Consider the following 26,154-nt stretch of genomic DNA (forward strand, 5'->3'; position numbering starts at 1 on the left):
ACGGTCTGCTCCGGCTGGTGGGGTCTCCGGTGCGGAGACCCCACCCACCGAACTACGCCGGCGGCTCGGCGCCGTCCGAGGTGTCCATCACCGGGCGTACCTCGATGTTGCCCGACGGGACCAGCTTGGCCAGCGCGAGCGCCTGGTCCAGGTCCTTGGCGTCGACCAGGTAGAACCCGCCGAGCGCCTCCTTGGTCTCGATGAACGGCCCGTCGGTGACGAGCGGCTCCCCCTCCCCCTTCTTCACCGTGCTGGCCGTCGAGGACGGCAGCAGCGCGGCACCGCCGACGATCGACGCACCGGCCGCCTCGACCGCCGCGGCGAACTCGTTGTGCAGCTTCATCTGGCTCTGCCACTCCTCGGGCGTCACCTGGTCGTACCACTCCTCGGAGTCGAAGAGCATGAACATGTACTGCGCCATCACGGGCTCCCTCGTCTAGGGCTTCTGCTGACATCTTGCTGACGATCGCGCCGCGACGGAATCGACAAACCGACCCGGCAACTTTGCGTGTGGATCACGTGACCCGCCGTACTGCGCGGCCGCGCCGGTTGGCCTATTGTTGACGAGCTACTCAACAAGCCCCCAGGAGGTACCGCCCGTGGAGCACCTGGACGTCCTGATCGTCGGCGCCGGCCTGTCCGGCATCGGCGCGGCGTACCGCCTGCAGACCCAGAGCCCCGACCGCTCGTACGCCGTACTGGAGGCACGCGACGACCTCGGCGGCACCTGGGACCTGTTCCGCTACCCGGGGATCCGGTCGGACTCGGACATGTTCACGCTCGGCTTCCCGTTCCACCCCTGGACCGCGGCGAAGGCGATCGCGGACGGGCCGTCGATTCTGTCCTACCTGCACGAGACGGCGGCGGCGTACGGGATCACCGAGAAGATCCGCTTCGGGCGGCGGGTGGTGTCGGCGTCGTGGTCGAGCGACGAGGCGCGCTGGACGGTCGAGACGTCCGGCGAGTCGTACACGTGCAACTTCCTGTACGTGTGCAGCGGGTACTACGACTACGACCGCGGGTACGTCGTCGACTTCCCGGGCCTTTCGGATTTCGCGGGTCGCGTGGTGCATCCGCAGCACTGGCCGGACGATCTCGACTACACCGGCAAGCGCGTCGTCGTGATCGGCAGCGGCGCGACCGCGGTGACGCTGGTCCCCGCGATGGCCGGGCAGGCCGAGCACGTGACGATGCTGCAGCGGTCGCCGTCGTACATCGCCTCGCGGCCGGCCCATGACGCGGTGTCGGACCGGTTGCGCGCGCTGCTGCCGGAGCGGCTGGCGCATCGGGTGATCCGGGGGAAGAACGTCGCGTTCAGTTCTCTGGCGTACGGCGCGTTCCGGCGGTTTCCCGCGCAGGCGACGCGTTTCCTGAACCAGGCGGCCGCGCGGCAGCTGCCGGCCTCGATTCCTGCTGATCCGCATTTCGTGCCCCGGTACAAGCCGTGGGACCAGCGGCTGTGCCTCGTTCCGGACTCCGACCTGTTCCGCGCACTCCGCTCCGGTGGTGCCTCGATCGCGACGGACGCGATCGAGACATTCACTCCCGACGGCATCCGGCTCCGCTCGGGCGAGCACTTGGCGGCCGACGTCGTGGTCACCGCGACCGGCCTGCAAATGGTTGCCCTAGGCAAGATCGCGGTGACCGTCGACGGACGGCCGGTCTCCGTGGGCGAGACGTTCGTCTACCGCGGAATGATGCTCAGCGGCGTCCCGAACCTGGCCTGGTGCATCGGCTACACGAACAACTCGTGGACCCTGCGCTCGGACCTCACGTCGCAGTACGTGTGCCGGTTGCTCAACCACATGACCCGGACGGGGACGCGGATCTGCCGGCCGGAGATCCCGGCGGAGGAGCTCACCAAGCCGGCCCGTCCCGTCGTGGACCTCACCTCCGGTTACATCCGCCGGGCTGCCGATCTGTTGCCGCGCCAGGGCACCACTGGTCCGTGGCGCCTCCGGCAGAACTACCCGCGAGATTTGGTCTCCCTTCGCTTCGGCCGCCTGACCAACCCCGATCTGCACTTCACCTGACGCCGACGCCCCCGCGGCTTGGGCGACTCGCCTCGGGGCCTCAGCTCGGCGCCGGGCCGACGTACCGTGCGGCCGGCCGAATGACCTTCCCCTCTTCGGCCTGCTCCAGGATGTTCGCCGTCCACCCGATCACCCGGCTGGTCGCGAACGTCGGCGTGAACATCGACCGCGGCAACCCACACAACTCCATCACCACCCCCGCGTAGAACTCGACATTCGCGTACAGATTCCGCCCGGGCTTCAACTCGGCCAGTACCTCGACCACCGTCCGCTCGACGGTCACTGCGAAGTCGACCAGCTCCCCACCCATCCCCAGCGCGATCTCCCGCAGCATCAACGACCGCGGATCATCCGTCCTATACACCGCGTGCCCGAACCCCATGATCCGGTCCCCCTCGGCGACCCTCTCGCGAACCCACGCATCGGCCCGCTCCGGCGTCCCGATCTCGTCCAGGCTCGCGAGCGCCCGATCCGGCGCCCCAACGTGCAACGGCCCCGAGAACGCGCCCAGCGCCCCCGCGACCGCCGACACCACATCCGCCCCGGTCGACGCGATCACCCGCGCCGTGAACGTCGACGCGTTGAACCCGTGATCGACCGTCGCGATCAGATAGCTCTCGATCGCCGCCACCTGCTGCGCCGACGGCTCCTCCCCGGTCACCAGGTAGAGCCAGTTCGCCGCCGCCCCCAGATCGTCCCGCGGCTCCAGCGGCTCCTCCCCCTGCCGCAGCCGGTGCAGCGCCGCCAGAATTGTCGGCGTCACCGCGCAGACCAACATCGCGTCAGCCTTACGCCGTACCGGGTCGACATCCCACAACGCCGGCAGATCCCGGGCCGCCGCCAGCACCGACAAGGCAGTCCGCAGCCCAGCCAACGGCTTCTCGACAACCCCCGCCGCCGCGACCGCCGGCAAGATCCCCCGCACCTCATCCGGCAACACCCGCAGCGGCGCCACCTCAGCCACGAACCGAGCCCGCTCCTCCGCCGACGGCAACCGCCCCTCGAGCATCAAGAACCAGACGTCCTCCACTGTCTTCGTCCGCGCCAGCTCGACCGCGGAGTACTCCCGGTAGTGATAGAACCCCTCGTCCCCCCGAACATCCCCCAGCTCGGTCTCGGTCACCACAACGTTCCGCAGCCCCGGCGGCACCTCGAAGAGTTGATCCACATTGATAGACATAGATTCAAATTGATACTCCGATCCACTATTGTCAACGTTGATCAAGTCAACATGAGTCCCACCGGGAGCGCGCCGTGCCGGATCCGAGTGACGAGCATTACCTCACCACCGCCGAGGTCGCCGCCCGCCTGAAGGTGAAACCCGAGACCATCTACGCCTACGTCAGCCGAGGCCTCCTCACCAGCACCCGAGCCCGAGGCCGCCGCGGCAGCCTCTTCCTCGCCGCCGACGTAGCCCGCCTGGCCGACCGCACCGTCGACCACCCTGGCGCGATCGAACGCATCGAAACCCAGCTCACCTCGATCACCAACGACAACCTCCACTACCGCGGCCATCGCGTCCAAGACCTGGTCAAGACCCACACCGTCGAGTCAGTGGCAACCCTCCTGTGGACCGGCACCTCCCACCCGGACCGCTCCCCCACGCGCCCGGACCGCTCCCCAACCCGCCCGGGCCGCCCACCGTTTGCCCCGTCCCCGCCCTTCCCCACCCCACCCGACCAGGTCGCCCTGGCTCGGCAGGCCATCGCCGCCGCACCCCCGACCGCCCGCCTCACCGACAAACTCCGCATCGCAGTCGCCGTACTGGGCGCCGGCGACCCCCTTCGCTACGACCTCTCCCCCGAATCAGTCACCCGCACCGCCCGAAACCTCCTGGGCACCCTGACCTCCGCCCTCCCCGGCCCCGACCCCGAAGCCCCTCAAACCTTCGGTGCCCGCCTGGCCCCAAAGCTCGCTCAGACCGTCTCCCCACAACTGTCCGCGTCCCCCTCGCCGGCCCCAACCCCGCTCGCGGCAGCGCAGAGCCCAGCGGCATCACTCCCCGACCTGCTCGACGCCGCCGTCATCCTCCTCGCCGACCACGGCCTCGCCGTCTCCACCATCGCCGCCCGCGTCGCCGCCAGCAGCCGCGCCAACCTGTACGCCGTGATCTCCGCAGGCCTCGGCGCACTAGACGGCCACCTGCACGGCGCCGCCCCCACCCTCGCCTACGAGTTCCTCGCCCGAGCCTTGGACGACCCCACCAAGGCCCTCTCAGCCCAACTCCGCTCCGGCGACCCCACGCCAGGCTTCGGCCACAAGATCTACCAACAACGCGACCCCCGAGCCCAAGCCCTCCTCGAAATGCTCGGCGACCACCCCGTAGTCGACACCATCGAGCACCTAACAGCCCAAGTCCCCAGCTTCCCCAACTCCGACCTGGCCCTGGCCGCGATCCTCCACGCCCACTCCCTCCCCGCCGAGTCAGGCGAGGCCCTCTTCGCCATCGCCCGCATGATCGGCTGGACCGCCCACGCCCTGGAGGAGTACGCCGCCCCACCCCTCCGCTTCCGAGCCCTCGGCGTCTACACCGGCCCCGAAACCACCTAGAACGCACTAGGAGCCAGCGCCTTTGGTGCGGCGTGCTGCTCCCCCAACCTCCCGCTGCAGGTTGTGCTCGCGGCCGCGTACACGGTCATCGGTGAGCGGCGGGCCCGCTGGTTGTAGAGCCCGTCGCGGGGCCGGCCATCACCTGGTCAGCCAGTGCGGCAGGTGGGGTCGGGGGTCAGGACGCGACGGCGTTGCTCTCGGCGGAACCTCGTGGGTCACCGCGTCGGCGGCGTACCCGAGGTTGTCGTAGATGTGGGCGAGCGGACGACCGGATGGTCGCGCCGGATCCCGGTGGAGGGTGGGCTGGGGTGGGTCTGGTCGGGGTGGGCTGGGGTGGGTCCGGTGGGGGTGGGCTGGGGTGTGGGTGGGCTGGGGTGGCTCCGGTGGGGGTGGGCTGGGGTGGGTCTGGTGGAGTCGGCGGTTCGGTTGCGTGGAGGTGGGGCTCAGGTGCGGCGGTTGTGATGCCGGCCGCGGTTCCAGGTGAGCCATCGGTAGCGGCGTACCGGTCAGCCGGTGGGGCAGGTGGGGTCGGGGGTTCTAGTGCCGCTAGAGGTCGGGCTGAGGTGTTGCTGGGCACGGTGGCGGCCGAGGTTCCATTCGAGCCAGTCGTCCTTGGTGCGTTCGTAGCCGGAGAGGGCGCAGTGGGCTACTGGGGCGGGGAGGTTGGCGAGGACGGGTACGGCGTCGTCGGACAGGCTTTGGAGGTACCACCAGTCGACCTTGCCGGTGGTGGTGTAGCGGTCGACGTTGTGCTTGGCGATCCAGGCGTCGGGGTTGATTGCTGCTAGCAACAGCAGGGCGGTGGCGCCGCTGAGGATGGCGGCGCGGGGGAGCCAGCCGGTTTTCCGGACGACGCCGCTGATCATGACGCCGATGACGAGCAGGCCTAGCCAGCCCTCGAAGACGTCGACGAGGAGGCGGAGCTCGGTGAAGCCGTAGGCCTGCTGGTACACGTGCATGCGGTAGAGCGCCGAGGCGACGACCACGAGGGTGAGTGCGCAGAGCAGGCCGAGGGAGCCGCGCAGCCAGGCGACGTCGGCGGGCGTCGTACGGGGGGCTTTGCGGGCGGCGGCCCAGACGACCAGGAGGGTGAGGGCGGTGGCGACGGTCAGTTGCCCGAAGCCCTGGTGGACGTACTCGGCGTACGTGAGGCCGGTGATGCGTTCGAGGTAGTCGTGGCCGCCGAAGATGACGGTGGCCTGCGCGGCGAGGAAGACGAGGAAGACGCCGTCGACCAGCAGGACGGGGGCGAGCCACTCGTAGCGGCGGGCGACGGGGCGGGGGGTGCCGGCGTTGGCCTCTACGTTCGGGGGGTTGAGGCCCAGGTACGTCGCGGCGAGTACGACGCCGCCGACGGCGATCGTGATGAAGGCGCGGAGGACGAAGGTGTCGAACTCGAGATCGGGGACGAGCGCGCCGGCCCACTCGCCGAACACGGCGTCGGCGGAGGAGAAGAGCAGGCCGAAGACGAGTACGCCGAGGGCGGAGATCGCGATGGTGCGGACGAGCGCGGCGTTGGCGCGGACGCTGCCGACGGTCCGGGCGGAGCGGCCGAGCCATGGGAGGCCGCGGAGACCGGCGAGCGGCCAGGAGATGCCGGCGAGCACGAACGCGGGGACGCTGCGGCCGTTCACCAGCGCGGTCATGCAGAGGGCGCCGCCGGCGAGCAGGCAGAGGACGGTGATCCATTCGGCGTCGCGGATCACGACTGTTGCTGCCAGCAACAAGCAGAGGACGGCGCAGGTGAGGGTGAAGCGCGAGCGGCGGTTGACGCTGAAGGTGAGGATGACGGCGCCGGCGGCGAGGAGCACGAGGAAGGTGCCGAGGCCGAGGTCCCGGAAGGGGAGGATGATGCCCGCGAGTACGCCGACGCCGAGGCACCAGAGGAGGGCGGGGAGGCTGCCGGGGAGATTCTTGTCGGGCCAGAACTTGCCGAAGAGGAGATCCATGCCGGACTCCGGCGGGCGGGTGGGGGTGCGGGGTGCTGGGCGGGGGGCTGTGGCGACGGCCGAGGCGGGCGCGGACCCGGCAGGCGACGCGGGCGGGGCGGAGGAGCCGGGCGAGGTGGGCGATGCCGACGCGGTGGGTGCCATAGCTGCAGCAGGCGCGGGACGGGCGACCGGTGGTCCGGAAGGCGGAGCGGCGGGGCTGCTGGTCGGCGCGTTGGGCGCGTCGGCCGGCGGCGTACTGGGTTTGTCTGACGGCTTCTTCTTCGGGTCGGTCGGCATTGGGCGGGCCTGGGCCTTTCCTGCGGGTCTCGGGTTGGTGGGGAGGTCGGCGCGGACTCGGGCGCCGGGGTGGGTGGGGTCGGGGTCGACGAAGTGGATGGTGCCGCCGTGGAGGTCGGTGACCCAGCGGGCGATCGCCAGGCCGAGGCCGGTGCCGCCGCCGCCGTCGGTTTCGGCGAGGGTGCCGAAGCGTTCGAAGACGCGGTCGCGGTCGGCGGCGGGGATGCCGGGGCCGTCGTCGGCGACCTCCAGGCGCCAGGCCTCGTCACGACGCGCTCCGGCGGCACCGCCGGCCGGCAGTTGCTCGGCGGTGATGCGGACCTCGCCGCCTGCGGGGCTGTGGCGGGAGGCGTTGTCGAGGAGGTTGGCGATCAGCTGCTGGAGACGGGCGGGGTCGGCGGCGACGGTGAGGGTCGCGGGGGTCACTTGTACGGCGTACCGGACCTGGCGGCCGGTGACTCGTGCCTCGGCTACCGCTTTGTCGAGGAGGGTCTGGACGGAGATCTGGGTGGTGGTGAGGGGGGCTTTGCCGGCGTCGACGCGGGCGAGGTCGAGGAGGTCGGAGGCCAGGGCGGACAGGCGTTCGGCTTGGTCGAGGGCTGTGCGGAGGGCGACGGGGTCGGGCTCGGCTACGCCGTCGACGAGGTTCTCCAGTACGGCGCAGAGTGCGGCGAGCGGGGTGCGGAGTTCGTGGCTGACGTTGGCGACGAGCTCGCGGCGCTGGCGGTCGACGGCGGCCAGGTCCTCGGCCATGCGGTTGAAGGCGCGGCCCAGTTCGCCGACCTCGTCGCTGGAGGAGGCGGTGACGCGGGTCGAGTAGTCGCCGCGGGCCATGCTGCGGGCTGCGGCGGTCATCTCACGGAGGGGTGAGGTCATGCCGACGGCGAGGAGCTGGGTGACCGCGAGGGCGAGGGCGACGGTGACCGGGATGCTGAGCCAGACGGGGACGCTGCCGACGGCGCCTACCGCGGCCAGGACGGAGGCGAGGATGGTGCTGACGGCGACGAGCAGGCCGAGTTTGGTTTTGACGGAACGGATCTGGTCGAGGGGGGCGTTCCGCAAAGGAGTTTCAGAGTGTTCGGTGCGGCTCACGGCGTACCGCCTGGTTCGAGGGCGTAGCCCGTGCCGTGGACCGTCCGGATCTTCTCGGAGCCGATCTTGGATCTGAGGGCTTTGACGTGGCTGTCGACCGTACGGGTGCCGGAGGCGCCGGGCCAGCCCCAGACTTCGGCGTACAGGTTGTCTCGGGTGAGGACCGCGCCTGGGGTTCGCGCCAGGCAGATCAGCAGGTCGAACTCGGTCGGAGTCAGATGAACCTCGGAGTCGGCGACCCAGACGCGGCGGGCGGCGGCGTCGATGCGGAGGTCGCCCAGGTCGGGGGTGTCGTCGGGGCGGCTCGCCAGTTCGGCGGCGCGTTCGACGCGTCGAAGAAGCGCGGCGACCCGGGCGACCAGTTCGCGCATCCGGAACGGCTTGGTGAGGTAGTCGTCGGCGCCCACCCCGAGGCCGATCAGGATGTCGGCCTCGTCGTCGCGGGCGGTCAGCATCAGGACCGGGACCGGGCGCGCTGCCTGGATCCGGCGGCAGACCTCGTGGCCGTCGAACCCAGGCAGCATCACGTCCAGCACCACGAGATCGGGCCGCGTCGCGTCGTACTGCGTCACTGCACCTGGACCGTCCCAGGCCTGTACGACGTCGTACCCGGATCCCCGCAGCCGGTCAGCGACCGCCTGGTTGATGACCGGCTCGTCCTCGACGACGAGGATCCGGGAGCCCGCTGCGTTGACTGGCATGCTGCGAGCCTAGGATCCCGATCGGTCAGGAACCGGGGACGACTCGTGAAGGTTCTGTGCAGGTCCGGCGGATGGGTCAGCGGACGTGGAGGTGGAGCAGCTGCGCACCTCCTGCAGGCAGGTTGACCTGGAAGCCGGCGCCGCGGTTGGCGCCGAACTTCGCCGACACCGGGTGGAAGACGTCGACCCCGGTCACCTTCGCGGGGTTGAAGGTGAGCGTCGTCCGGGCGGCCGCCGAGTGGGAGCGGTTGGCGACCAGGAGCCAGCGGTCGGTCGCCGCGGCGTCGCGGGAGCGGAACGTACCGATCACCGCCGCCGAACCGGCGACCGCGGTGACGAGGTCCGTCGGGGTGAAGCCGACGGTTCCGTTGGGCAGCGGCGTCTCGTTGGCGTGGACGACGGACTCCGAGACGAGGGGCTTGAGCTCGCGCCCGACCGGGTGCAGCCACCCGTTGTTGATGTTCTTGGCGGCGGCGTAGCGCGGGGTGCGTTTGCCGTCGACGGTGATCAGAGCCGGGCCGAAGCCCTCGCCGCGGGCGGCTTCCGGCGTCCAGTAGGTGAAGTACTGGATGCCCTTCGCGCCGTACGCGAGGCTGATGTTGATCTGCCAGAGCAGCTCGGCGGCGGTGGGCTCGCGGTGGCCGTTGTAGGCGAGGGTCTGGATGAAGACCCAGGCCGGCACGTTGCCGCGCAGCGCCGCGTCGCGGACGATCGACCAGTTGTGGAAGTAGTTGCCGTCCTCGCGGCCGTCGGAGAGCAGCGGGTAGCGGTCGAAGCTGACCAGGGACGGCTTCACGACGTCGACGAAGGCGTTGTAGTACGCCGGGTCGTCGGACGGGAGCAGGTTCACGTACGGGAGGAGCTGCGGCGCGAGCTCGCGGGAGACGGCGAGCGCCTTGGCGAGGGTGGCGAACCAGCCGGCGCCGGGCTCGTCGTAGAAGTTGAAGCCGGCCAGCGAGGAGAACGGGCCGTAGGCGTCGCGGGCGCGGGTGTAGAACTCGCGGGCCTCGGCGGGGGTGATGCTGAGGAAGTCGGTGGGCTGGTCGGAGATCGAGAACCAGCGGGACATGTTGCGGATCTGGATGTCGTCGGAGATCAGCATCTGCAGGCCGGCGGTGCGGGCCAGGTCGAGCTGGTGCATGAAGATGTTGCCGTCGCCGGCGTAGTTGCCGGAGATGACGAAGTCGAACCCGGCGTCGGCGATCTCGGTGAAGCGCTTGGCGGTCGACTCGTAGGGGTGCGGGGGCCAGAAGAGGCCGATCGGGAAGTCGGGGCCGCCGGTCAGGGGGAGGTCGTCGGGGGAAGGGATCGGTACGTCGGCCTGGTTGCCTTGGGCAACTTGAGCGGTGGTACCGACTTGGGAGGTTCGAGGGGGTAGGCCTGTCGGCGAGGTGGAGTCGGCGGCAGGTGCGGCGAGGGCCGGACCGGCGGTGGCTGCCGTGGCGGCTGCGGCGCCGGCGCCGAGCAGGAGGGTGCGGCGGGTCGGGCCTAGCTTCTGGTGCGGGCTCTGCATGGTTCCTCCAGGGCGGTGGAGCAGTGGACAAAGGTCGTGGAGTTCAGCGGTGCGGGGTTCGGTGGTCGGCGACCGCCTCTGCGGTGCGGTCGAAGGCTTGGGTGGATTGCTGGTAGTCGCGCTGGGCGACCCCGACGTACAGCGCGTCGAGCACGATCATCTGCGCGTGCCGCCCCGCCATCCCGCCGGTCCGAAAGGTGATGTCGCGAGCAGCAGTCACCAGCACCAGATCGGCGGCGCGAGCGAGCGGCGACCGCGGGTAGTTGGTCACGGCAACAGTCGTCGCGCCGAGAGCACGGGCCCGGCGCAACGGCTCCAGGACCTCGTTCGTCTCCCCCGTGTGGGAGATGCCGAGAGCAACATCCCCCGCCCCGAGCAACGCCGCACTCGTCAGCGCAGTGTGCACGTCACTCCAACTGCTGGCAGCCAACCCGATCCGATGCAGCCGCAACCGCAGGTCCTCGGCAACAGTCGCGGACCCGCCGACGGCGTACAGATCGATCCGCCGAGCACCAGCGAGCGCCTCAACAGCCGACCCGAGCGCTGTGACGTCGAGCTGCGCGACAGTGTCCTCGAGCGCCTTCGTGTCGGCGCGCAGCAGCGTCCGCAGTACGGCGTCGAGCGAGTCGTCCGGACCAACTGACGTCCCGGTCCCCCGCTCCCAGCTCCGCCCGCTCTCGGCGGCGAGCGCCAGCCGCAGCTCGGCGTACCCGGGCAGCCCGAGCGCGAGGCAGAAGCGCGTCACGCTCGGCAGCGACGTGCCGCAGCGCGCCGCCAGCTCGCCGATCGTGGAGGAGGCGACCGCCGCCGGATCCCGCAGGACCTCCTCGGCGACCAACGTCTGCGCCGGCGACAACGACGGCAGCAACCCGTGGATCCGCGCCTCCAGAGACATGTGAATGATTCTCAGAAGCTCACACCGCAGCTGTCAATAGTTCACAGCATCAGACAAAAGAATGGGCGGCACCCCGAAAGGCGCCGCCCACCCCACCACATCAGAACAGCGCGGTCATCAGCTGCTTGCGCGCCCGAACCACCCGCTCGTCGTCCCCACCGACGACCTCGAACAGCTCCAGCAGATGCAGCCGCACCGTGTTCCGCTCGTCCCCGGCGGTCGACTGGATCGTCCGGATCAACCGCGCGAAGGCGTCCTCGACGTGCCCACCCATCAGGTCCACGTCGGCGACCAGCATCTGCGCCTCGATGTCGCCGGCGTTCTCCGCCGCCCGCGTCCGCACCTCAGCCGGTACGTCGCGCGTCCGCTTCACCAGCTGCACCCGAGCGAGCCCGGCCTTCGCCTCGGCGTCGGCCGGCGTCTCCTTCAACAGCGCCTCGTACGCCGCGATCGCGCCGTCGAGATCACCCGACGCGACCGCGTCCTCCGCAGCCTCGTACCGCGGATCAGCCTCCGGCTCCGGAGCCTCGGCAGCGGCCGGTCCAACCGGCTCGGCCCGACCCGTGATCCCGTTGGCCACCGCGACCGTGAACAACTGGTCGAGGTACTGCCGCGCCTCCGGCTCACCCAGCGCGCCCTGGAACAGCGGCACGACCTGCCCGCGCAGCACCGCGATCACCAGCGGGATGCTCTGGACGCCGACCGCCTGCGCGAGCTGCGGGTTCGCGTCGACGTCGACGCGGGCGAGCACGAACTTGCCGTCGTACTCGGTGGACAGCCGGGCCAGCACCGGGCTCAGCGCCACCGACGCCTCGGACCGCGGCGACCAGAACTCGACCACCACCGGGTGCTGCACGGACCGCTCGAGCACATCCGACTGGAAGGTCGGCTCGGACACGTTCAGCACGTACGGCCCGCTCACACCGCCGGGCCCACCAGGGCCTGGGCCGCCAGGGCCGGGTCCACCAGCACCGGGGCCGCCAGGTCCACCAGGTCCAGGGCCGCCGGGACGCGCAGGCTGCCGCAGGGCCGACAGGTCGATCGCTCCAGGTCGGGAGAAGTTCGGCTGGCTCACCGCTGCCCTCCGGTCGTTACGTCTCGGTTCATGGTCCTATCCTCCCCGACCGGTCCGGTCGATGGGGAGCGCGGGTCACCAGCAGCAGTCTGGCCAGCCCGCTCCGGGTCCCGGCGACGGCCAGCCGGGTGCCTGCGCGCAGGCTTCGTTCGAAGGTCGGCGACCAGTCCCACTCGGCGCCGTCGGCCCGGGCCAGCACCCGCAGCCCGCCGGGTTCGTCCAGCTCGCCGAGCCGCCGGCCGACCGCGACGGAGTCCGGTTCGACGGTCACCTCGGTCAGCAGCAGCACCCGGCGTCCGGCCGGGACGGTCGCCTGGCTGCGCCGGTTCGCGACCGCGGCGGCGATCGCGGGCGCGACCAGCATCGACACCGATCGGCTGTGCCCGAGCCCGAGCATCCGCTCGACCTTGTGCGCCAGGTCGTGGTCGAACATCCGCATCGTGATCCGGACGTCGTCGTTCAGGTCCCGGACCACCATCGCGGTCTCCAGGTTGGTGATGTCGCCGTCGGTCAGCGCCAGCACGGCCTGTGCCTGCGGCGCACCGGCGAGCCGCAGCGTCTCCTCCTGGCTGCTGTCGCCCATCACGACCGGGATCCGCAACCGATGAGCAGTCTGTACGCCGGGAGCCTCCTCGTCCTGCTCCACGCCGACCACCGCGACCCCACGCTCGCTCAGGATCTCCAGCACCCGCGCCCCGACCGTCCCGAGCCCGCACACGATCACGTGGTTGCGTGGCCGGCCGCGCACCCCGCCGATCACCCGCGACAGCCGCGCCCCGATCAGCGAGTCGACGATCACCGCGGTCAGCAGCGCGACCAGCACGATCCCCGTCAGCTGCACGACCACCGCCGCCACCTTCGCGTACGGCGGGGCGTCGGCGAACACGTCGTCCTCGATCCCGGCCGACGTCACCGCCCCCATCACCAGGTACAGCGCCCGCAGCCACTCCACACCCGTGATCCAGTGCGTCAGCGCCGTACCGATGACGACCAGCGAGGCCATCACGGCCGCGATCACCCGCACCCGCCGGTCGAGCACGTCCCGGGTCGCCATCACCCAGCCCGTACGCCGGACGTCGCGCTTGCGCCGCAGGTGCCGTACGCCGGTCCCGAGCACGATGTCCTCGGCCGGGTCGGAGCTGGACTGCGGCAGCAGGTCGGGCGTCGCCGACGAGGTCGTGTCGGCCAGCACGGTGACGTGCTCGCGGATCAGCTGGGCCGGCCCGGCCACCATCCGGCGGCCGCCGAGCTCCAGCCAGGTCAGCTCGTCGTCCTCCAGCGCGTCCGCGACGAACGCGGGCGCGGCCAGCGACGGACCGGAGATCACCACGCAGTCGCCGAGCAGCTGGTGCAGCTGGGCGCCGATCCGCGGGTTGACCATCTGGACGACGATCCGGAGGTTCTCGTCCATGTCGCGGGCGGTCAGCGCGGTGTGCACGTTGTGCACGTCGTCGGCGTCGAGCAGCACCAGCGCGCGGGCGGTGGACGGTTTGGTGCCGTCGGTGTCGATCCCGGCCCGCCGGAGCACGGACTCGCGGACCACCCGGACGCCCATCACCTGGGCGCCGAGCTCACCGATCCGCTCGATGTGCCGCGACGCCGGGTTGACGATCGCGGTGACCTGCTCGCCGGAGCTGACCAGCTCGGTGACGACGCGCAGCATCGTCCGGTCCGAGCCGCAGACCACCACACCGCGGCTGTCCGGGGCCGGGGTCTTGTCGTTCTGGGCCGAGGCCCGGCCCCGCCGCCGTCCGGTGGACGGCGGGACCTCCGTCGCGGTGGGTTGTCCGTTCCCTTCCTCAGAACCGGGCGGGCTCTCGGTACTCGCCCCACTCGTTCCGAAGAACGTCACAGATTTCCCCCATCGTGGCCTCCGCACGCGCCGCCTCCAGCATGGGTTCGATCAGACCGCCGGTCCCCCTGGCCGCCTCGACCAGCGCCGTTAGCGTACGACGCACGCGGTCCTCGTCGCGTTGCCCCTTGCGTGCCGCGAGCACCCGGCACTGCTCGATCTCGACCTCGTGGCTGACCCGGAGGATCTCCAGCTCGCCGGAGACGGTGTCGGTGAGCGTGTTCACACCGACGATCTTCTTCTCGCCCTTCTCCAGCTTCTGCTGGTACTCGAAGGCGGCGTCGGCGATCTCGGCCATGAACCAGCCCTCCTCGATGCCGTGCAGGATGCCCGCGGTCATCGAGCCGTCCGGGCTCATCTCCTTGATCCGGGCGAAGATCGCCTCGGCCTCGGCCTCGATCTGGTCGGTCAGCGCCTCGACGTACCAGGAACCACCGAGCGGGTCGGCGACGTTGGTGACGCCGATCTCCTCCATCAGCACCGACTGGGTGCGCAGCGCGATCTCGGCCGACTCCTCGGTCGGCAGCGCGAGCGTCTCGTCGAGCGCGTTGGTGTGCAGCGAGTTGGTGCCGCCGAGGATCGCGGCCAGGGCCTCGACCGCGGTCCGGACGACGTTCAGGTGCGGCTGCTGGGCGGTCAGCGAGACACCCGCGGTCTGGGTGTGGAACCGCAGCCACTGCGCCTTGTCGGTCTTCGCGCCGTACACGTCACGCAGCCAGCGGGCCCAGATCCGGCGGCCGGCCCGGAACTTCGCGATCTCCTCGAAGAAGTCCAGGTGGGAGTCGAAGAAGAAGGACAGGCCGGGCGCGAACACGTCGACGTCGAGCCCTCTTGAGAGCCCCAGTTCGACGTACCCGAAGCCGTCGGCCAGCGTGTACGCCAGCTCCTGCGCGGCCGTCGAACCGGCCTCGCGGATGTGGTACCCGGAGACGCTGAGCGGCTTGTACGCCGGGATGTTGGTCGCGCAGTACTCCATCAGGTCGCCGATCAGGCGCAGGTGCGGCTCCGGCGGGAACAGCCACTCCTTCTGGGCGATGTACTCCTTGAAGATGTCGGTCTGCAGCGTGCCGTTGAGCTTGGTGATGTCGGCGCCCTGCCGCTCGGCGGCGACCAGGTACATCACGAACGCCGGGACGGCCGGGCCGGAGATCGTCATCGAGGTGGTGACGTCCTGCAGCGGGATGTCCTTGAACAGCCGGTCCATGTCGGTCGCGGAGTCGATCGCGACGCCGCAGTGGCCGACCTCGCCGAGCGACTTCGGGTCGTCGGAGTCGCGGCCCATCAGCGTCGGCATGTCGAAGGCGACGCTCAGGCCACCACCGCCGCCGTTCAGGATCATCTTGTACCGGGCATTGGTGTCCTCGGCGTTGCCGAACCCGGCGAACTGCCGGATCGTCCAGGTCCGGCCGCGGTACCCGGTCGCGTAGAGGCCGCGGGTGAACGGGTACTCCCCCGGCCAGCCGATGCGTTCCATCCGCGGGTCGTCGTACCCCTCGGGCGGGCCGTAGACCGGCTCGACCTCGCTGCCGGACAGGGTGGTGAAGTCGGCCTCCCGGCGCCGCGAGGCGTCGTACCGTGCCTGCCACCGGCTCCGGCCGGCCCCGATCTGCTCAGCGTCCATGGACACCAAAATACTAGGACGTCCAACTAATTCCCAGCGCGGGGCGGTCTTCGGGTTTGTGTTCGATGCCTCAGAAGTCGCCGGCGTTGTGCCGCAGCGGCTCCAGCACCGACCAGAGCACCTTGAGCTGTTCGTCGGTCAGCCCGCGCAGCGCGAAGTCGGCCTTGACCAGGTCGTCGGTCGCCTTCTCGACCAGCTCCCGGCCCTCCGGAGTGATCTCGCAGAGCACCGCGCGGCCGTCGTCCGGGTGCGGCGTCCGCGTGACAAGGCCGGCCGCTTCCAGCCGCCGGACGATCGAGGTCACCGACGTCGGATGGACCTGCAGCCGCTCGCCCATCTTGCCCAGCGGCAGCGACCCGCGCCGCGAGAACGTGAGCAGCACCAGCGCCTCGAACCGGGCGAAGCTCAGGTTGTGCGCGCGCAGGATCTCGTCCAGCTCACCGATCACGATCTGCTGGGCCCGCATCAGCGAGGTCACCGCGCGCATCTGCTCGACCGCGCCCCAACGCCGTCCCCACTGTCGCGAAGCCTCGTCGATCGGGTCGAACGGCAACGGTTTCTTCCTCGCCATGCACGAAACACTAACCTTAGTGTGCTGGCCATGGACCGTGACTTCCCCGCGCTGGGCAGTGATTCGCCCGCGGAAGAGCTGATCGGCATTCGCTTCCGCTGGTACGCGCGGCAGGCGCAGCGGCACCGGCTCGGCTACATCTGGCTGGGCATCGTCCAGCTCGCCGCCGCGCTGCTGATCGCGGTGTCGGTCGCCTTCGATGCCCCGGTCTGGTTCGCGCCGGCGCTCGGTGGCGTGATCGCGCTGGCCGAGGGGGCGCGGACGTTGTTCGGGCTGCGCGACACCTACCCGACGTACCGGCGTACGGCGGAAGAACTGCGGAACGAGGCCTGGCTGTACGCCGGGCTCGCGGGCCGGTACGCCGGGGTCGAGGACCCGGCCCGGTTGCTGGCCGAGCGGGTCGTCGAGCTGAGCAACGCGGAGACCGCCGGCTGGGCCTCGGCCATGCGGGAGCGCAGCAGCTGAAACTGTCGGCGGGGCCTGCCATGATGCGCGCATGACGTTGTCGCCCGAACGTGCCACCTTCTACCTCGACTGCCTGCGCGCGGACGCCGCGCGGCTGGCCGAGGTCGCCCGCCTCGGCCTGGCCGCCGAGGTTCCGCCGTGCCCCGGCTGGACCGTCGACTCGGTCGTCCGGCACACCGCGCAGGTCTACCTGCACAAGGTCGAGATCCTGCGCCTCGGCAAGCGCCCCGAGCCCTGGCCGCCGAACCTGGACGACCGCGAGCCGTTCGCCTTGTACGACGAGGCTTTCGCGACGCTGCTGACCGCGCTGGACAAGGCCGGCACGTCGTCGGAGACCTGGACCTTCTCGCCGTGGGACTCGACGTCGGGGTTCTGGTACCGGCGGATGGCGCTGGAGACCGCCGTGCACCGGGTCGACGCCGAGCTGGCGCACGACGTGGCGACGCCGGTGGATCGCGAGCTGGCGCTGGACGGGATCGACGAGGTGCTGACGCTGATGCTCGGCGGGCCTTGGTGGGCCGAGGGCGACACCTCGTCGCCGGTCGACGCGACGGTGCGGGTGACTGCCGACGGGCATTCGTGGACGATCGCCCTGAACGCGACGAGCGCTGAGGTCACCCGGGACACGGACGCGGAGGTCGCGGCGGAGATCTACGGGGATCCGACGGCGGTGCTGCTCTGGCTGTGGGGGCGGGTCGAGACGTCCGCCGTACAGACTGTGGGTGACGACGAGGCCGTGAAGGCGTTCCGGTCCCGGGTGGCGGAGTGCACGACCTGAGGCCGTCCTGGCACGAACTCGCCGAGTATCCGGCGACTGACGGGGTTGACGCGGGCCGCGACAGTACGGTTTTGACCTGTCAGCGGGGGTTCGATTTCGTCAGATGAGGTCTCATGGTTGCTCGGCCGTTCCGGTTCGGTGTTTCGCTGCTCAACGTCGGGTCGCGGTCCGCGTGGCACTCGCGGGTCCGCGAGGCGGAGTCCCTCGGGTACGACGTGCTGCAGGTCCCCGACCACCTCGGGACGGCCGCGCCGTTCCCGTCGCTGGTGTCGGCGGCCGAGGTGTCGAACCTGCGCGTCGGCACCTACGTGCTGAACGGCGGGATCGCGAACCCGGCGTACCTGGCCCGGGACGTCGTCGACGTGCACCGGCTCACCAACGGCCGGCTCGAGCTGGGGCTCGGCACCGGGTACGTCGAAGCCGAGTTCGCGGCGTACGGCGTTCCGTTCGGGACCGGCGGTGAGCGGCTGCGCAAGCTCGAAGCGCTGCTCGCCGGGCTGCGCCCGCTGCTCGCGGCGGAGCCGGACCAGCCGGCCCCGCCGATCATGCTGTCCGGCGCCGGCGACAAGATGCTGAAGCTCGGCGGCCGCGAGGCCGACATCTTCAGCTTCTCGATCATGGCCGGGCTGACGCCCGGGATGGCGCCGGAGGAGGCGTTCGCCGAGCGGGTCGCCAAGCTCGGCGACGCCGCCGGTGACCGCGACGTTGAGCTCAACCTGTTCGTCGCCGCCGTCGGAGATGCGGTGGAGAAGGTCGACCTCAGCATCATTCGCAACGCCAGCGGACTCTCCGACGAGCAGCTCGTGCAGCTGCCCGGTGTTCTGGTCGGTGCCCCCGACGAGATCGCGGACCGTCTCCAGCGCTACCGCGAGCAGTGGAACGTGAACTACATCAGCGTGCTGGAGCCGCACATGGCGGCGTTCGCTGAGGTGATCAAGCACCTGCGGTGAAGGGCCGGGCGCTCCCGTCCGGTGGACGGTCGGCGCCCCGTCCTTCCGTACGGTGAGCCCATGGGCTTGCGGATCGGTGCACTGATCGTCGACTGCCGGGAGCCTGGCCGGGTCGCCAGGTTCTGGGCCGAGGCGCTCGGCTGGGTGATCAGCCACGCCGAGGATCCCGAGTGGGTCGTCGAGCCGGCCGAGGGCAGCCGCGAGGACTGCGTGGTCGCCGACCTGCTGTTCATCAAGTCGTCGTCGGCGAAAGTCGGCAAGAACCGGCTGCACCTCGACCTGCGCCCCGACGACCAGGCTGTCGAGATCGCTCGGCTGGAGGCGCTCGGCGCCACCCGGGTCGACGTCGGGCAGGGCGACCAGCCGTGGGTGGTGATGGCCGACCCGGAGGGCAACGAGTTCTGCGTGCAGGACGCGCACCCGCCGGCGGTGCGGGCCGAGTGGCTTCGGCGGTACGAGGCCTATCGGCCGCGCTGATCAGGTGTGCAGGGTGGGCTTGTAGATCAGCTCCTGGATGTTGCCGTCGAGGGTCCGGGACTCCAGGAGTTCCAGGTCGAGGTCGGGGGCGTCGGCGAAGACCGGTTCGGCGCCGGTCTGGCCGGTGATCACGGGGAAGATCGTGAGTTGGAGGCGGTCGACAAGACCGGCGGCCAGTAGCGAACGGTTGAGGGAGAGGCTGCCGTTCGAGCGCAGGGGGACATCGGACTCCTGCTTCAGGCGGGTGACGGTCTCGACGGCGTCGCCGGGGGCGAGGGTGGCGTTGGGCCAGCTGAGTGGGGCGTCGAGAGTCGTCGAGACGACTGTGGTGGGCAGGCTGAGCATGCGGGCGTTCACCGGGTCGAGGGCCGAGGCGTCGGAGCCGAGGATCTCCGACATCTGACGGTAGGTGGTCGCGCCGAGCACCAGCCGCTGCTGCTCGCCGTACAGCTGTAGGCGGCGGTCGAGGAACTCGGGGCCCTGCTTGCCCCAGTACCCGCCCCAGTCGCCGGGGGCGTCGTACGAAGCGAAGCCGTCGAGGGTGGCGAAGATGTCGAAGGTGTAGGTCGCGGTCATGGTGGGCTCCTCCGGTCGGTTACCTCTGCTACGAAGCAGGCTCCCCGGATCCGACACCTTCGAGGGTCGCGAGATCGCGCACGGCGTACCGGTGGTGCTCGGCCTCCTCCTTCAGCACGACCTTGAGGCACCGGCGTACGACGTACTCCTGGTCCGGGTACGGATCGGCGGGCTTGCGCGCGCAGACCCGGTCGAGCTCGGCCTCGGTCAGCCCGTCGATCACCCGCCGCACCGTCGCCATCCGCTCCCGCCGCGCCACCAGCACCTCGTCGAGCGTCGGCGTCGCGTCCAGCGTCAGCCCGAGCTTCGCCGACTCCGCCGCCGGCATCCCGCCGGCCGGGTACCCCAGCGGGTGGTACGGCGCGTCCTCCTCCAGCACCGCGTTCCCCACCCAGGCCCCGCTCGCGAACAGCAGGTGCCGGTGCGTCTCGACGAACGACCACTCGCCGCCCACCCGCTCCTGCAACGTTGCCTCCGGCAACCGCTTCGCCCTGGCCAGGGTCTCGGTCCACAGCTCCTCGACCTTCGCCCACGCCGCCTGGTACTCCGCCACGGTCGTCGCGTCCCGAGCCATCACCCGCTCCGGGTACACCCGGTCGAGCTCCCCCTGCACGTAGGCGGTCACGTCGACGTCGTTCACCACCACCCGCCCGAAGTCCCCACCGAGATAGACGTCGCTCCCGTAACAGTCGACGACCTTGAGCCCCGACACCTCACAGTCCCGGATCTCGAGCCCCCCGAGCTCGGACAGATGAATCCGCCCGCCCTTGAACTGGTCACTCTCCACAAACTCAGCCATGCAACGCAGTCTGCAGCACCGCACCGACAGTTTCTCGGCAAGCTGAGATACTCCGGGTCGGGGGTGACCGTGACAACGAACGTGGACTGGCCGGGCCGAGGACCGACCTGGCTGGGAGTGCCCGCGCTGGTGGTGGCGCTCGTCGGCGTACTGATGCTGGCCGACGTGTCGTACCGGCAGAACCTCGGCCACGAACTGCTCGACGGCGGCGGCGAGGCTGTCGCCTCGTCGGTGCAGGTGTTCTCGGGACGAGGCGGCCTAGGAGACGTGGAGGTCGCCTTCCGGACCGACGGCGGGCGGGAGGTGAAGGCGGTGCTGGCCGAGACCGGTACGGATGACGAGGGCATGCCGGAAGGCCTGCAAGCCCCGGCCCCCGGGACCCGGTACGCGCCGCCGTTGACGATCAACTACCGGCGGTCGGACCCGACGGTGGCCGTCGCTTCGGTCGACGCCCAGGAGTGGGTCGCCGACCGGCGTACGCCGGTGATCAGCAGGTGGATGATCGCCGGCGGACTCGCGGTGACCCTCGTCGCACTGGCAGGCCTGACCAGGGGCGCCCGCCGCCGGGGTGTGGCGTGGTGGCGGTGGTTCAGCCCCGCACCGGGCGACTAGGACGAGAGCAGTCCGAGCAGCCGCGCGGCTTGTGACTCGGCGGTGCCCGGCGGGTTGCGATCCGCTGACGGGCCGCCTGGCCGGATCAACGTCAGCCAGAACGCCGCCCACAACCGACGGGCGTCGAGCAGCCGCGCGGCGTCCACCGGATGCCGGGCGTCCACCGGATGCCGGGCGTCGACCGGCTGCCGTCCGTCTGTCGGCTGCCACGCGTCCGCCGGCTGCAGGGCCTCCGTCGGGTGCCGGGCCAGAAACCCCGCCCAGTCGGTTGCCCGCGACGCCAGGTGCTCGACGAGGTTCGCCAGTTCGACCGCCAGGTCGCTCCGCCCGGCGTCCTCGAAGTCGACGATCCGCACCCGCTTGCCGTCCCACAGGTAGTTCGCCAGATTCGGATCCCCGTGCCCGACCACCGGTACCTCCGGGTCGACCAGCGCCTCCACCGCCGGACCACCCAACCACGAGACAGCCGCAGCCTGAGCCTCACCAACCACCCCGACACCCACCCAGCCGCCGAGCTCCCGCCGTACTCGCTCGATCAAACCGCTGAGGTCGATCGCCTCCAGCCCCACCGCCGGAACCGCCCACAACTCCCCCAGCGCGACCCGAAGCCCCGCCATCTCCCTGGCGCTCAGACACCCACCCAGCGCCCGCCCCGGCACCCGGCTCATCACCACCGCCGGTCGCGCAGCATCGAACTCCAACGGCTCCGGCACCAGATCGACCGTCGCCGCCGACAACACCTTCAGCGCCGCCCACTCCCGCAGGTGCTCGCCCCGACGCCAGTCGACGTACGTCTTGGTCACGGTGCCGGGGCCGAGCGCGACCTGATGCGTGCTCGTCACTTGCGCCAGAAGAGGTGGTGCGTGATGCCGCTCGGGCTCGGGACGACGTCGCAGTGGAAGCGGTCGAGGAGCTCGTCGGGCGATTCCCACAGCCGTACGCCGGTGCCGAGCTCGACCGGCGCGACGGCGATGTGCAGCGTGTCGACGAGGTCCGCGGCGAGGAACTGGCGGATCGTGCTGACGCCGCCGCCGAGCCGGACGTCCTTGCCCTGCGCGGCTTCGCGCGCCTGCGCGAGCACCGTGGACGGTTCGCCGTCGACGAAGTGGAACGTGGTGTCGGACAGCGTGTACGACGGCCGCTCGTGGTGCGTCATCACGAACACCGGCGTCCGGAACGGCGGCTCGTCACCCCACCAGCCGAGCCACTCGTGGTCCTGCCACGGGCCGCGCTGCGGGCCGAACTTGTTGCGGCCCATGATCTCGGCGCCGATGTTGTGGGTGAAGTCGCGGGTCAGGTAGTCGTCGAGGCCGCGGCTGCCGCCGGGCTCGGTGCGGTTCGGCCAGCTCGCGGTCGCGCCGGCCCACGAGAACAGGCGCTCGGCGCCGGGCAGGCCGAACGGGAGCTCGAGCGACTGGTCGCCGCTCGGTCCCGCGGCGATGCCGTCGCGGGACACGTTGAAGTTCTGCACGCGCAGGAGCTGGGCCACTTGGTCCTCCGGAGATCGGGTGACTACGGAGGCTGGTCGGAGCGGACCGGGCGACTTTGACATCCGCGCGTACGGCGTACCGGCGTACTGGGGTCAGTCGTCGCGGTCCTGGTCGGACCAGTTCGCCTGCTCGCTGTTGAAGATCGACTTGGAGCTGCTGCCGGCCATCCGGGTGGACGACGAGGCGGCGGGCGCCTGACGCGGGACGGTCGTGGTGACCTCCTGCGCCGAGTCCATCCCGATCGGGCCGGTACCGTCGTCGTCGGAGTCGTCGTCGTCGGACTGGACGACGTCGACGCTGGCGGACGCCCGCAGGCCGGTGCGCTGGATGACGCGCTGGATCGTCAGGTCCCGGTCGTCGGGCCGGCTGACGAACCTGATCTCGCGGAAGCCCTGGTCCTGGGCCGCCGACTCGAAGACGAAGTGCCCGTAGCCGAGGAACCGGCCGACGAACGGTTTCTGCAGCGTGATATCGAGGATCCGCGCGATCGGGGTGGTCGCGACGGTCTGCGAGAACACGCCCCGGATCCGCATCACGCGCATGTTGGTGACCACGAACCGGTCCCGGTGCTCGGTGAGGAAACGCCAGAACGCGTGCAGCAGCAGGATCAGCACGATCGCCAGCAGCGCGATCGAGAAGTTGCCCGGGGTCTTCCAGAGCACCACGAGCAGCAGCACCGTCGCCAGTGCCACCTCGAGCATCGGCACCGCGAACACCACCCAGTGGTGCCGCACCTCGTCGATGACGACTTCGCCCTCGTCCGAGATGAGATGGCGCCGGACCTTCGGGTCGAAGATCCGGAACAGGCCTATTCCGGCCATCCACTCACTCCCCTGTCCACCCCGCTGTCGGCCACTCGGCCACGACCTTCACAGCCAAGTGTCCCGCACGAACGCTCGTGACGGGACACTTGACGCGACGATCAGTTGAACAGCGCGGACAGGAACGTGATCACGCTCCCGAACGCATCACCGACGGCCGAGAACGCACCTCCTACGGCGTCCGCAGCACCCTCTGGCTGGGTGAACAGGTAGAACGCCGCAAAGGCGATGACCAGCCAGATCAGCAGCTTCTTCGGCATGTCACCACTCCTCGTTCGCAACCAATTCGGTCGACTGTGTTTCTATCACGGATAGTCACCATCTGTCACTGACTGAACACAGCCCACAGCATCATGCTCACCAGCTACAAGCACCATTGTGTTACGGATCGGGGGGCATGGCAGCCACCGGCGCGCCGCCGTGAGACGCAGATCGCTCACGGCCCGCAACGCCGGGGTTACCTGCCCGTTTTCAGGTCGATCACACCCTATCCCGCCGAGGCTGTGACACAGAGTCATCAGATGTCGCAGCGGCGGGTTGGTGCGACGCCCACCACCCACCAACCCTCGCAGGCCATCGATGTGCCACCGGCCGCGAGCGTGCGGCCACCGCACACCGGCGAGTTGGTGGAAGGTGGACGTCGGGGGCGGACGTGCAGCACGCAGCAACCCCGGCGAACGCCGCCTTGCCGCGCCGGGCTAGGCGTGCCCAGGCGGAAGTCTGGCTGGTTGGTGCGTGGTGGACGTCCGCTGCCCGCTCAGGTCAGAGGGCCGAGATCAGTTCGTCCGCCGCTGAGTACGGGTCGGTGGCGCCGGTGGCGACCTTGGCCGCGAGGACGTCCAGGCGCGCGTCGCCGTGCAGGTGGGCGAACCGCGAGCGGAGGGCGGTCATCGCGATCGCCTCGATCTCGTCGCGGGCGCGGCCGCGGCGGCGGTCCTCCAGGACGCCGGAGGCGCGCATCCAGTCCAGGCGCTGCTCGATGGCGGCGACGACCTCGTCGACGCCCTCGTTGCGGCTGGCGACCGTCTTCAGGATCGGCGGGGTCCACGCGTCCTCGCCGCGTTCGGCCAGGGCGAGCATCGCGCGCAGGTCGCGGGTGACGTTCTGGACGCCGTCGCGGTCGGCCTTGTTCACCACGTAGATGTCGCCGACCTCGAGGATGCCGGCCTTGGCGGCCTGGATCCCGTCGCCCATCCCGGGCGCGAGCAGGATCAGCGTCGTGTCCGCCATCCCGGCGATCTCGACCTCGGACTGCCCGACGCCGACGGTCTCCACCAGTACGACGTCGAAGCCCGCCGCGTCGAGCACCCGCAGCGCCTGCGGCGTCGACCAGGCGAGCCCGCCGAGATGCCCGCGCGACGCCATCGAGCGGATGAACACCCCGGAGTCCGTCGCGTGGTCCTGCATCCGTACCCGGTCGCCGAGCAGCGCGCCGCCGGAGAACGGCGACGACGGATCCACAGCCAGTACGCCGACCCGCTTGCCGGTCGCCCGGTACGCCGAGACGAGCGCCGAGGTCGACGTCGACTTGCCGACGCCCGGCGACCCGGTGATCCCGACGATGTGCGCCTGCCCGGCGTGCGGCGCGAGCGCGGCCATCACCTCCCGCAGCAACGGCGACTCGTCCTCGACCAGCGAGATGAGCCGCGCGACCGCGCGGGACTCGCCGGCGCGAGCACGTTCGACCAGTTCGGCGACAGGCGGCGTACGTCGTGGCATCAGATCAGTATCGGCTGAGTCGGAGGGTTGACCGCGTTCGGTGCCCCCGGCGACGTGCGTGTCGCCGGGGTCCCAAGCGTCGTCGGCTTCACCGTACGGACGTCAGCTCCGCGTCGGGACGCTGACGATCAGCGCGTCGCCCTGGCCGCCGCCACCGCACAGCGCGGCAGCGCCCGTGCCGCCGCCGCGGCGCTGGAGCTCCAGCGCGAGATGGAGGACGAGGCGCGCGCCGGACATCCCGATCGGGTGCCCCAAGGCGATCGCGCCGCCGTTGACGTTGACCTTGTCGACGTCGACGTTCAGCTCGCGGGCGCTGGCGATGCCGACCGCGGCGAAGGCCTCGTTGATCTCGATCAGGTCGAGCGAAGCCGGGTCGATGCCCTGCTTCGAGCAGGCCTTGACGATCGCGTTGGCGGGCTGGCTCTGCAGGGTCGAGTCGGGGCCGGCCACCGAGCCGTGGGCGCCGATCTCGGCGATCCAGGTCAGGCCGAGCTCCTCGGCCTTGCGCTTGCTCATCACGACGACCGCGCAGCCGCCGTCGGAGATCTGCGAGGCCGAGCCCGCGGTGATCGTGCCTTCCTTGCCGAACGCCGGGCGCAGCCGGGACAGCGTCTCGACGGTGGTGTCGCCGCGGACGCCTTCGTCGGTGTCGACGACCAGCGGGTCGCCCTTGCGCTGCGGCACCTCGACCGGGACCACCTCGTCGGCGAAGACGCCGTTCTTCCAGCTCTCCTCGGCCAGCTGGTGCGACCGGGCGCTGAACTGGTCCTGCTCCTCGCGGGTCAGCTTCAGGCCCTCGGTGTTGCACTGCTCGGTCAGGGCACCCATCGTCTGGTCGGTGAACGCGTCCCAGAGGCCGTCGTAGGCCATCGAGTCGACCAGCGTCGTGTCGCCGTACTTGAAGCCCTCGCGGGACTTCGGCAGCAGGTGCGGCGCGTTCGTCATCGACTCCATGCCGCCCGCGACGACCACGTCGTACTCGCCGGCCCTGATCAGCTGCGCGGCGAGCGCGATCGCGTTCAGCCCGGACAGGCAGACCTTGTTGATGGTGATCGCCGGGACGTTCATCGGGATGCCGCCCTTGACCGCGGCCTGCCGGGCGGCGATCTGGCCGGCGCCGGCCTGCAGCACCTGGCCCATGATCACGTACTCGACCTGGTCGCCGGTGATCCCGGCCTTGTCGAGCGCACCCTTGATGGCGAACCCACCGAGGTCGGCTCCGGTGAAGCCCTTGAGGCCGCCCAGCAGCCGCCCGATCGGGGTCCTGGCTCCGGCGACGATGACGCTTGCGTTCTGCGCGCTGGTGGTGTCAGACATGATTGTCACGATACCTGCG

General features: G+C 70.5%; 25 protein-coding genes. 7 read left to right on the plus strand and 18 right to left on the minus strand.

Going from position 1 to position 26,154, the window contains the following annotated elements; genetic code table 11:
• Positions 1-52: 52 nt before the first annotated feature.
• Entirely contained in the window at positions 53-421 is a 369-nt protein-coding gene (locus tag AB0M01_RS00275; protein ID WP_363664587.1) for a YciI family protein, read from the minus strand.
• A 178-nt stretch (positions 422-599) separates the two neighbouring features.
• Here AB0M01_RS00275 and AB0M01_RS00280 point away from each other — a divergent pair, with 178 nt between their 5' ends.
• Positions 600-2,033 carry an NAD(P)/FAD-dependent oxidoreductase gene (locus AB0M01_RS00280; protein WP_363664589.1) on the plus strand — a complete coding sequence of 478 codons (1,434 nt, stop codon included), beginning with the start codon at positions 600-602 and terminating at the stop codon, positions 2,031-2,033.
• Between the two features lie 40 nt (positions 2,034-2,073).
• On the opposite strand, the gene AB0M01_RS00285 is transcribed toward AB0M01_RS00280, so the two are convergent.
• Entirely contained in the window at positions 2,074-3,213 is a 1,140-nt protein-coding gene (locus tag AB0M01_RS00285) for a citrate/2-methylcitrate synthase (RefSeq protein ID WP_363664591.1), read from the minus strand.
• A gap of 74 nt (positions 3,214-3,287) precedes the next feature.
• Here AB0M01_RS00285 and AB0M01_RS00290 point away from each other — a divergent pair, with 74 nt between their 5' ends.
• Positions 3,288-4,583: a citrate/2-methylcitrate synthase gene (locus tag AB0M01_RS00290; protein WP_363664592.1), complete on the plus strand. Its 1,296-nt coding sequence runs from the start codon at positions 3,288-3,290 to the stop codon at positions 4,581-4,583.
• A gap of 506 nt (positions 4,584-5,089) precedes the next feature.
• Here the strand turns inward: AB0M01_RS00290 and AB0M01_RS00295 are convergent.
• From AB0M01_RS00295 to AB0M01_RS00330, 8 genes are all read right to left on the minus strand, one after another.
• Complete coding sequence (locus AB0M01_RS00295) at positions 5,090-7,873, minus strand: DUF4153 domain-containing protein (protein ID WP_363664594.1); 2,784 nt, start codon at positions 7,871-7,873, stop codon at positions 5,090-5,092.
• Between the two features lie 26 nt (positions 7,874-7,899).
• Positions 7,900-8,604, minus strand: coding sequence for a response regulator transcription factor (locus AB0M01_RS00300; RefSeq protein ID WP_363664595.1), 705 nt, complete (start codon positions 8,602-8,604; stop codon positions 7,900-7,902).
• 76 nt (positions 8,605-8,680) lie between these two features.
• Entirely contained in the window at positions 8,681-10,117 is a 1,437-nt protein-coding gene (locus tag AB0M01_RS00305; protein WP_363664597.1) for a hypothetical protein, read from the minus strand.
• A gap of 43 nt (positions 10,118-10,160) precedes the next feature.
• On the minus strand, positions 10,161-11,012 hold the full coding sequence (locus tag AB0M01_RS00310; RefSeq protein ID WP_363664599.1) for a MurR/RpiR family transcriptional regulator: 852 nt from the start codon (positions 11,010-11,012) through the stop codon (positions 10,161-10,163).
• A gap of 100 nt (positions 11,013-11,112) precedes the next feature.
• Entirely contained in the window at positions 11,113-11,934 is an 822-nt protein-coding gene (locus tag AB0M01_RS00315; protein WP_363664601.1) for a tetratricopeptide repeat protein, read from the minus strand.
• A 181-nt stretch (positions 11,935-12,115) separates the two neighbouring features.
• A complete protein-coding gene (locus tag AB0M01_RS00320; protein ID WP_363664603.1) occupies positions 12,116-13,939 on the minus strand; it encodes an NAD-binding protein in 1,824 nt (607 codons plus the stop codon).
• Entirely contained in the window at positions 13,887-15,560 is a 1,674-nt protein-coding gene (locus AB0M01_RS00325; RefSeq protein WP_363664605.1) for a methylmalonyl-CoA mutase family protein, read from the minus strand. The genes AB0M01_RS00320 and AB0M01_RS00325 overlap by 53 nt, the downstream gene beginning before the upstream one ends.
• Positions 15,561-15,630: 70 nt before the next feature.
• Positions 15,631-16,131 (minus strand): MarR family transcriptional regulator, encoded by a 501-nt coding sequence (locus AB0M01_RS00330; RefSeq protein ID WP_363664606.1) that lies wholly within the window; start codon positions 16,129-16,131, stop codon positions 15,631-15,633.
• Positions 16,132-16,161: 30 nt separating this feature from the next.
• Between AB0M01_RS00330 and AB0M01_RS00335 the strand changes: the two genes are divergently transcribed.
• The 4 genes from AB0M01_RS00335 (at position 16,162) to AB0M01_RS00350 (ending at position 18,801) form a co-directional block, all read left to right on the plus strand.
• Positions 16,162-16,596: a DUF4231 domain-containing protein gene (locus AB0M01_RS00335; RefSeq protein ID WP_363664608.1), complete on the plus strand. Its 435-nt coding sequence runs from the start codon at positions 16,162-16,164 to the stop codon at positions 16,594-16,596.
• Positions 16,597-16,627: 31 nt separating this feature from the next.
• A complete protein-coding gene (locus AB0M01_RS00340; protein WP_363664610.1) occupies positions 16,628-17,374 on the plus strand; it encodes a maleylpyruvate isomerase family mycothiol-dependent enzyme in 747 nt (248 codons plus the stop codon).
• A 113-nt stretch (positions 17,375-17,487) separates the two neighbouring features.
• Positions 17,488-18,324 (plus strand): TIGR03621 family F420-dependent LLM class oxidoreductase, encoded by an 837-nt coding sequence (locus AB0M01_RS00345; RefSeq protein WP_363664611.1) that lies wholly within the window; start codon positions 17,488-17,490, stop codon positions 18,322-18,324.
• Positions 18,325-18,384: 60 nt separating this feature from the next.
• Complete coding sequence (locus AB0M01_RS00350) at positions 18,385-18,801, plus strand: VOC family protein (RefSeq protein WP_363664612.1); 417 nt, start codon at positions 18,385-18,387, stop codon at positions 18,799-18,801.
• On the opposite strand, the gene AB0M01_RS00355 is transcribed toward AB0M01_RS00350, so the two are convergent.
• Together AB0M01_RS00355 and AB0M01_RS00360 are read right to left on the minus strand one after the other, a co-directional pair.
• Positions 18,802-19,377 (minus strand): dihydrofolate reductase family protein, encoded by a 576-nt coding sequence (locus tag AB0M01_RS00355; RefSeq protein ID WP_363664614.1) that lies wholly within the window; start codon positions 19,375-19,377, stop codon positions 18,802-18,804.
• Between the two features lie 28 nt (positions 19,378-19,405).
• Complete coding sequence (locus AB0M01_RS00360) at positions 19,406-20,176, minus strand: DinB family protein (RefSeq protein ID WP_363664616.1); 771 nt, start codon at positions 20,174-20,176, stop codon at positions 19,406-19,408.
• 69 nt (positions 20,177-20,245) lie between these two features.
• Between AB0M01_RS00360 and AB0M01_RS00365 the strand changes: the two genes are divergently transcribed.
• Entirely contained in the window at positions 20,246-20,788 is a 543-nt protein-coding gene (locus AB0M01_RS00365) for a hypothetical protein (protein ID WP_363664618.1), read from the plus strand.
• Here the strand turns inward: AB0M01_RS00365 and AB0M01_RS00370 are convergent.
• The 6 genes from AB0M01_RS00370 to AB0M01_RS00395 form a co-directional block, all read right to left on the minus strand.
• Positions 20,785-21,630 carry a phosphotransferase gene (locus AB0M01_RS00370; protein WP_363664620.1) on the minus strand — a complete coding sequence of 282 codons (846 nt, stop codon included), beginning with the start codon at positions 21,628-21,630 and terminating at the stop codon, positions 20,785-20,787. The two genes, AB0M01_RS00365 and AB0M01_RS00370, sit on opposite strands and share 4 nt — an antisense overlap.
• The gene (locus AB0M01_RS00375) at positions 21,627-22,277 is read right to left on the minus strand and encodes a dihydrofolate reductase family protein (protein WP_363664621.1); all 651 of its coding nucleotides are present in this window, start codon (positions 22,275-22,277) and stop codon (positions 21,627-21,629) included. The genes AB0M01_RS00370 and AB0M01_RS00375 overlap by 4 nt, the downstream gene beginning before the upstream one ends.
• A gap of 93 nt (positions 22,278-22,370) precedes the next feature.
• Positions 22,371-23,099 (minus strand): PH domain-containing protein, encoded by a 729-nt coding sequence (locus AB0M01_RS00380; protein ID WP_363664622.1) that lies wholly within the window; start codon positions 23,097-23,099, stop codon positions 22,371-22,373.
• 101 nt (positions 23,100-23,200) lie between these two features.
• A complete protein-coding gene (locus tag AB0M01_RS00385) occupies positions 23,201-23,359 on the minus strand; it encodes a hypothetical protein (protein ID WP_184796222.1) in 159 nt (52 codons plus the stop codon).
• Between the two features lie 502 nt (positions 23,360-23,861).
• Entirely contained in the window at positions 23,862-24,818 is a 957-nt protein-coding gene (meaB, locus tag AB0M01_RS00390) for a methylmalonyl Co-A mutase-associated GTPase MeaB (RefSeq protein ID WP_363664624.1), read from the minus strand.
• 102 nt (positions 24,819-24,920) lie between these two features.
• Positions 24,921-26,135 (minus strand): acetyl-CoA C-acetyltransferase, encoded by a 1,215-nt coding sequence (locus tag AB0M01_RS00395; protein ID WP_363664626.1) that lies wholly within the window; start codon positions 26,133-26,135, stop codon positions 24,921-24,923.
• Positions 26,136-26,154: the final 19 nt, after the last annotated feature.

This window comes from Kribbella sp. NPDC051770, from assembly GCF_040681455.1.
Taxonomy (GTDB): Bacteria; Actinomycetota; Actinomycetes; order Propionibacteriales; family Kribbellaceae; genus Kribbella.

Coding starts and splice junctions, on each gene's coding strand:
- AB0M01_RS00275 (WP_363664587.1), bottom strand. CDS start 421: ATGGCGCAGTACATGTTCATGCTCTTCGACTCCGAGGAGTGGTACGAC.
- AB0M01_RS00285 (WP_363664591.1), bottom strand. CDS start 3,213: ATGTCTATCAATGTGGATCAACTCTTCGAGGTGCCGCCGGGGCTGCGG.
- AB0M01_RS00300 (WP_363664595.1), bottom strand. CDS start 8,604: ATGCCAGTCAACGCAGCGGGCTCCCGGATCCTCGTCGTCGAGGACGAG.
- AB0M01_RS00305 (WP_363664597.1), bottom strand. CDS start 10,117: ATGCAGAGCCCGCACCAGAAGCTAGGCCCGACCCGCCGCACCCTCCTG.
- AB0M01_RS00310 (WP_363664599.1), bottom strand. CDS start 11,012: ATGTCTCTGGAGGCGCGGATCCACGGGTTGCTGCCGTCGTTGTCGCCG.
- AB0M01_RS00325 (WP_363664605.1), bottom strand. CDS start 15,560: ATGGACGCTGAGCAGATCGGGGCCGGCCGGAGCCGGTGGCAGGCACGG.
- AB0M01_RS00330 (WP_363664606.1), bottom strand. CDS start 16,131: ATGGCGAGGAAGAAACCGTTGCCGTTCGACCCGATCGACGAGGCTTCG.
- AB0M01_RS00335 (WP_363664608.1), top strand. CDS start 16,162: ATGGACCGTGACTTCCCCGCGCTGGGCAGTGATTCGCCCGCGGAAGAG.
- AB0M01_RS00340 (WP_363664610.1), top strand. CDS start 16,628: ATGACGTTGTCGCCCGAACGTGCCACCTTCTACCTCGACTGCCTGCGC.
- AB0M01_RS00345 (WP_363664611.1), top strand. CDS start 17,488: ATGGTTGCTCGGCCGTTCCGGTTCGGTGTTTCGCTGCTCAACGTCGGG.
- AB0M01_RS00350 (WP_363664612.1), top strand. CDS start 18,385: ATGGGCTTGCGGATCGGTGCACTGATCGTCGACTGCCGGGAGCCTGGC.
- AB0M01_RS00355 (WP_363664614.1), bottom strand. CDS start 19,377: ATGACCGCGACCTACACCTTCGACATCTTCGCCACCCTCGACGGCTTC.
- AB0M01_RS00360 (WP_363664616.1), bottom strand. CDS start 20,176: ATGGCTGAGTTTGTGGAGAGTGACCAGTTCAAGGGCGGGCGGATTCAT.
- AB0M01_RS00380 (WP_363664622.1), bottom strand. CDS start 23,099: ATGGCCGGAATAGGCCTGTTCCGGATCTTCGACCCGAAGGTCCGGCGC.
- AB0M01_RS00385 (WP_184796222.1), bottom strand. CDS start 23,359: ATGCCGAAGAAGCTGCTGATCTGGCTGGTCATCGCCTTTGCGGCGTTC.
- meaB (WP_363664624.1), bottom strand. CDS start 24,818: ATGCCACGACGTACGCCGCCTGTCGCCGAACTGGTCGAACGTGCTCGC.
- AB0M01_RS00395 (WP_363664626.1), bottom strand. CDS start 26,135: ATGTCTGACACCACCAGCGCGCAGAACGCAAGCGTCATCGTCGCCGGA.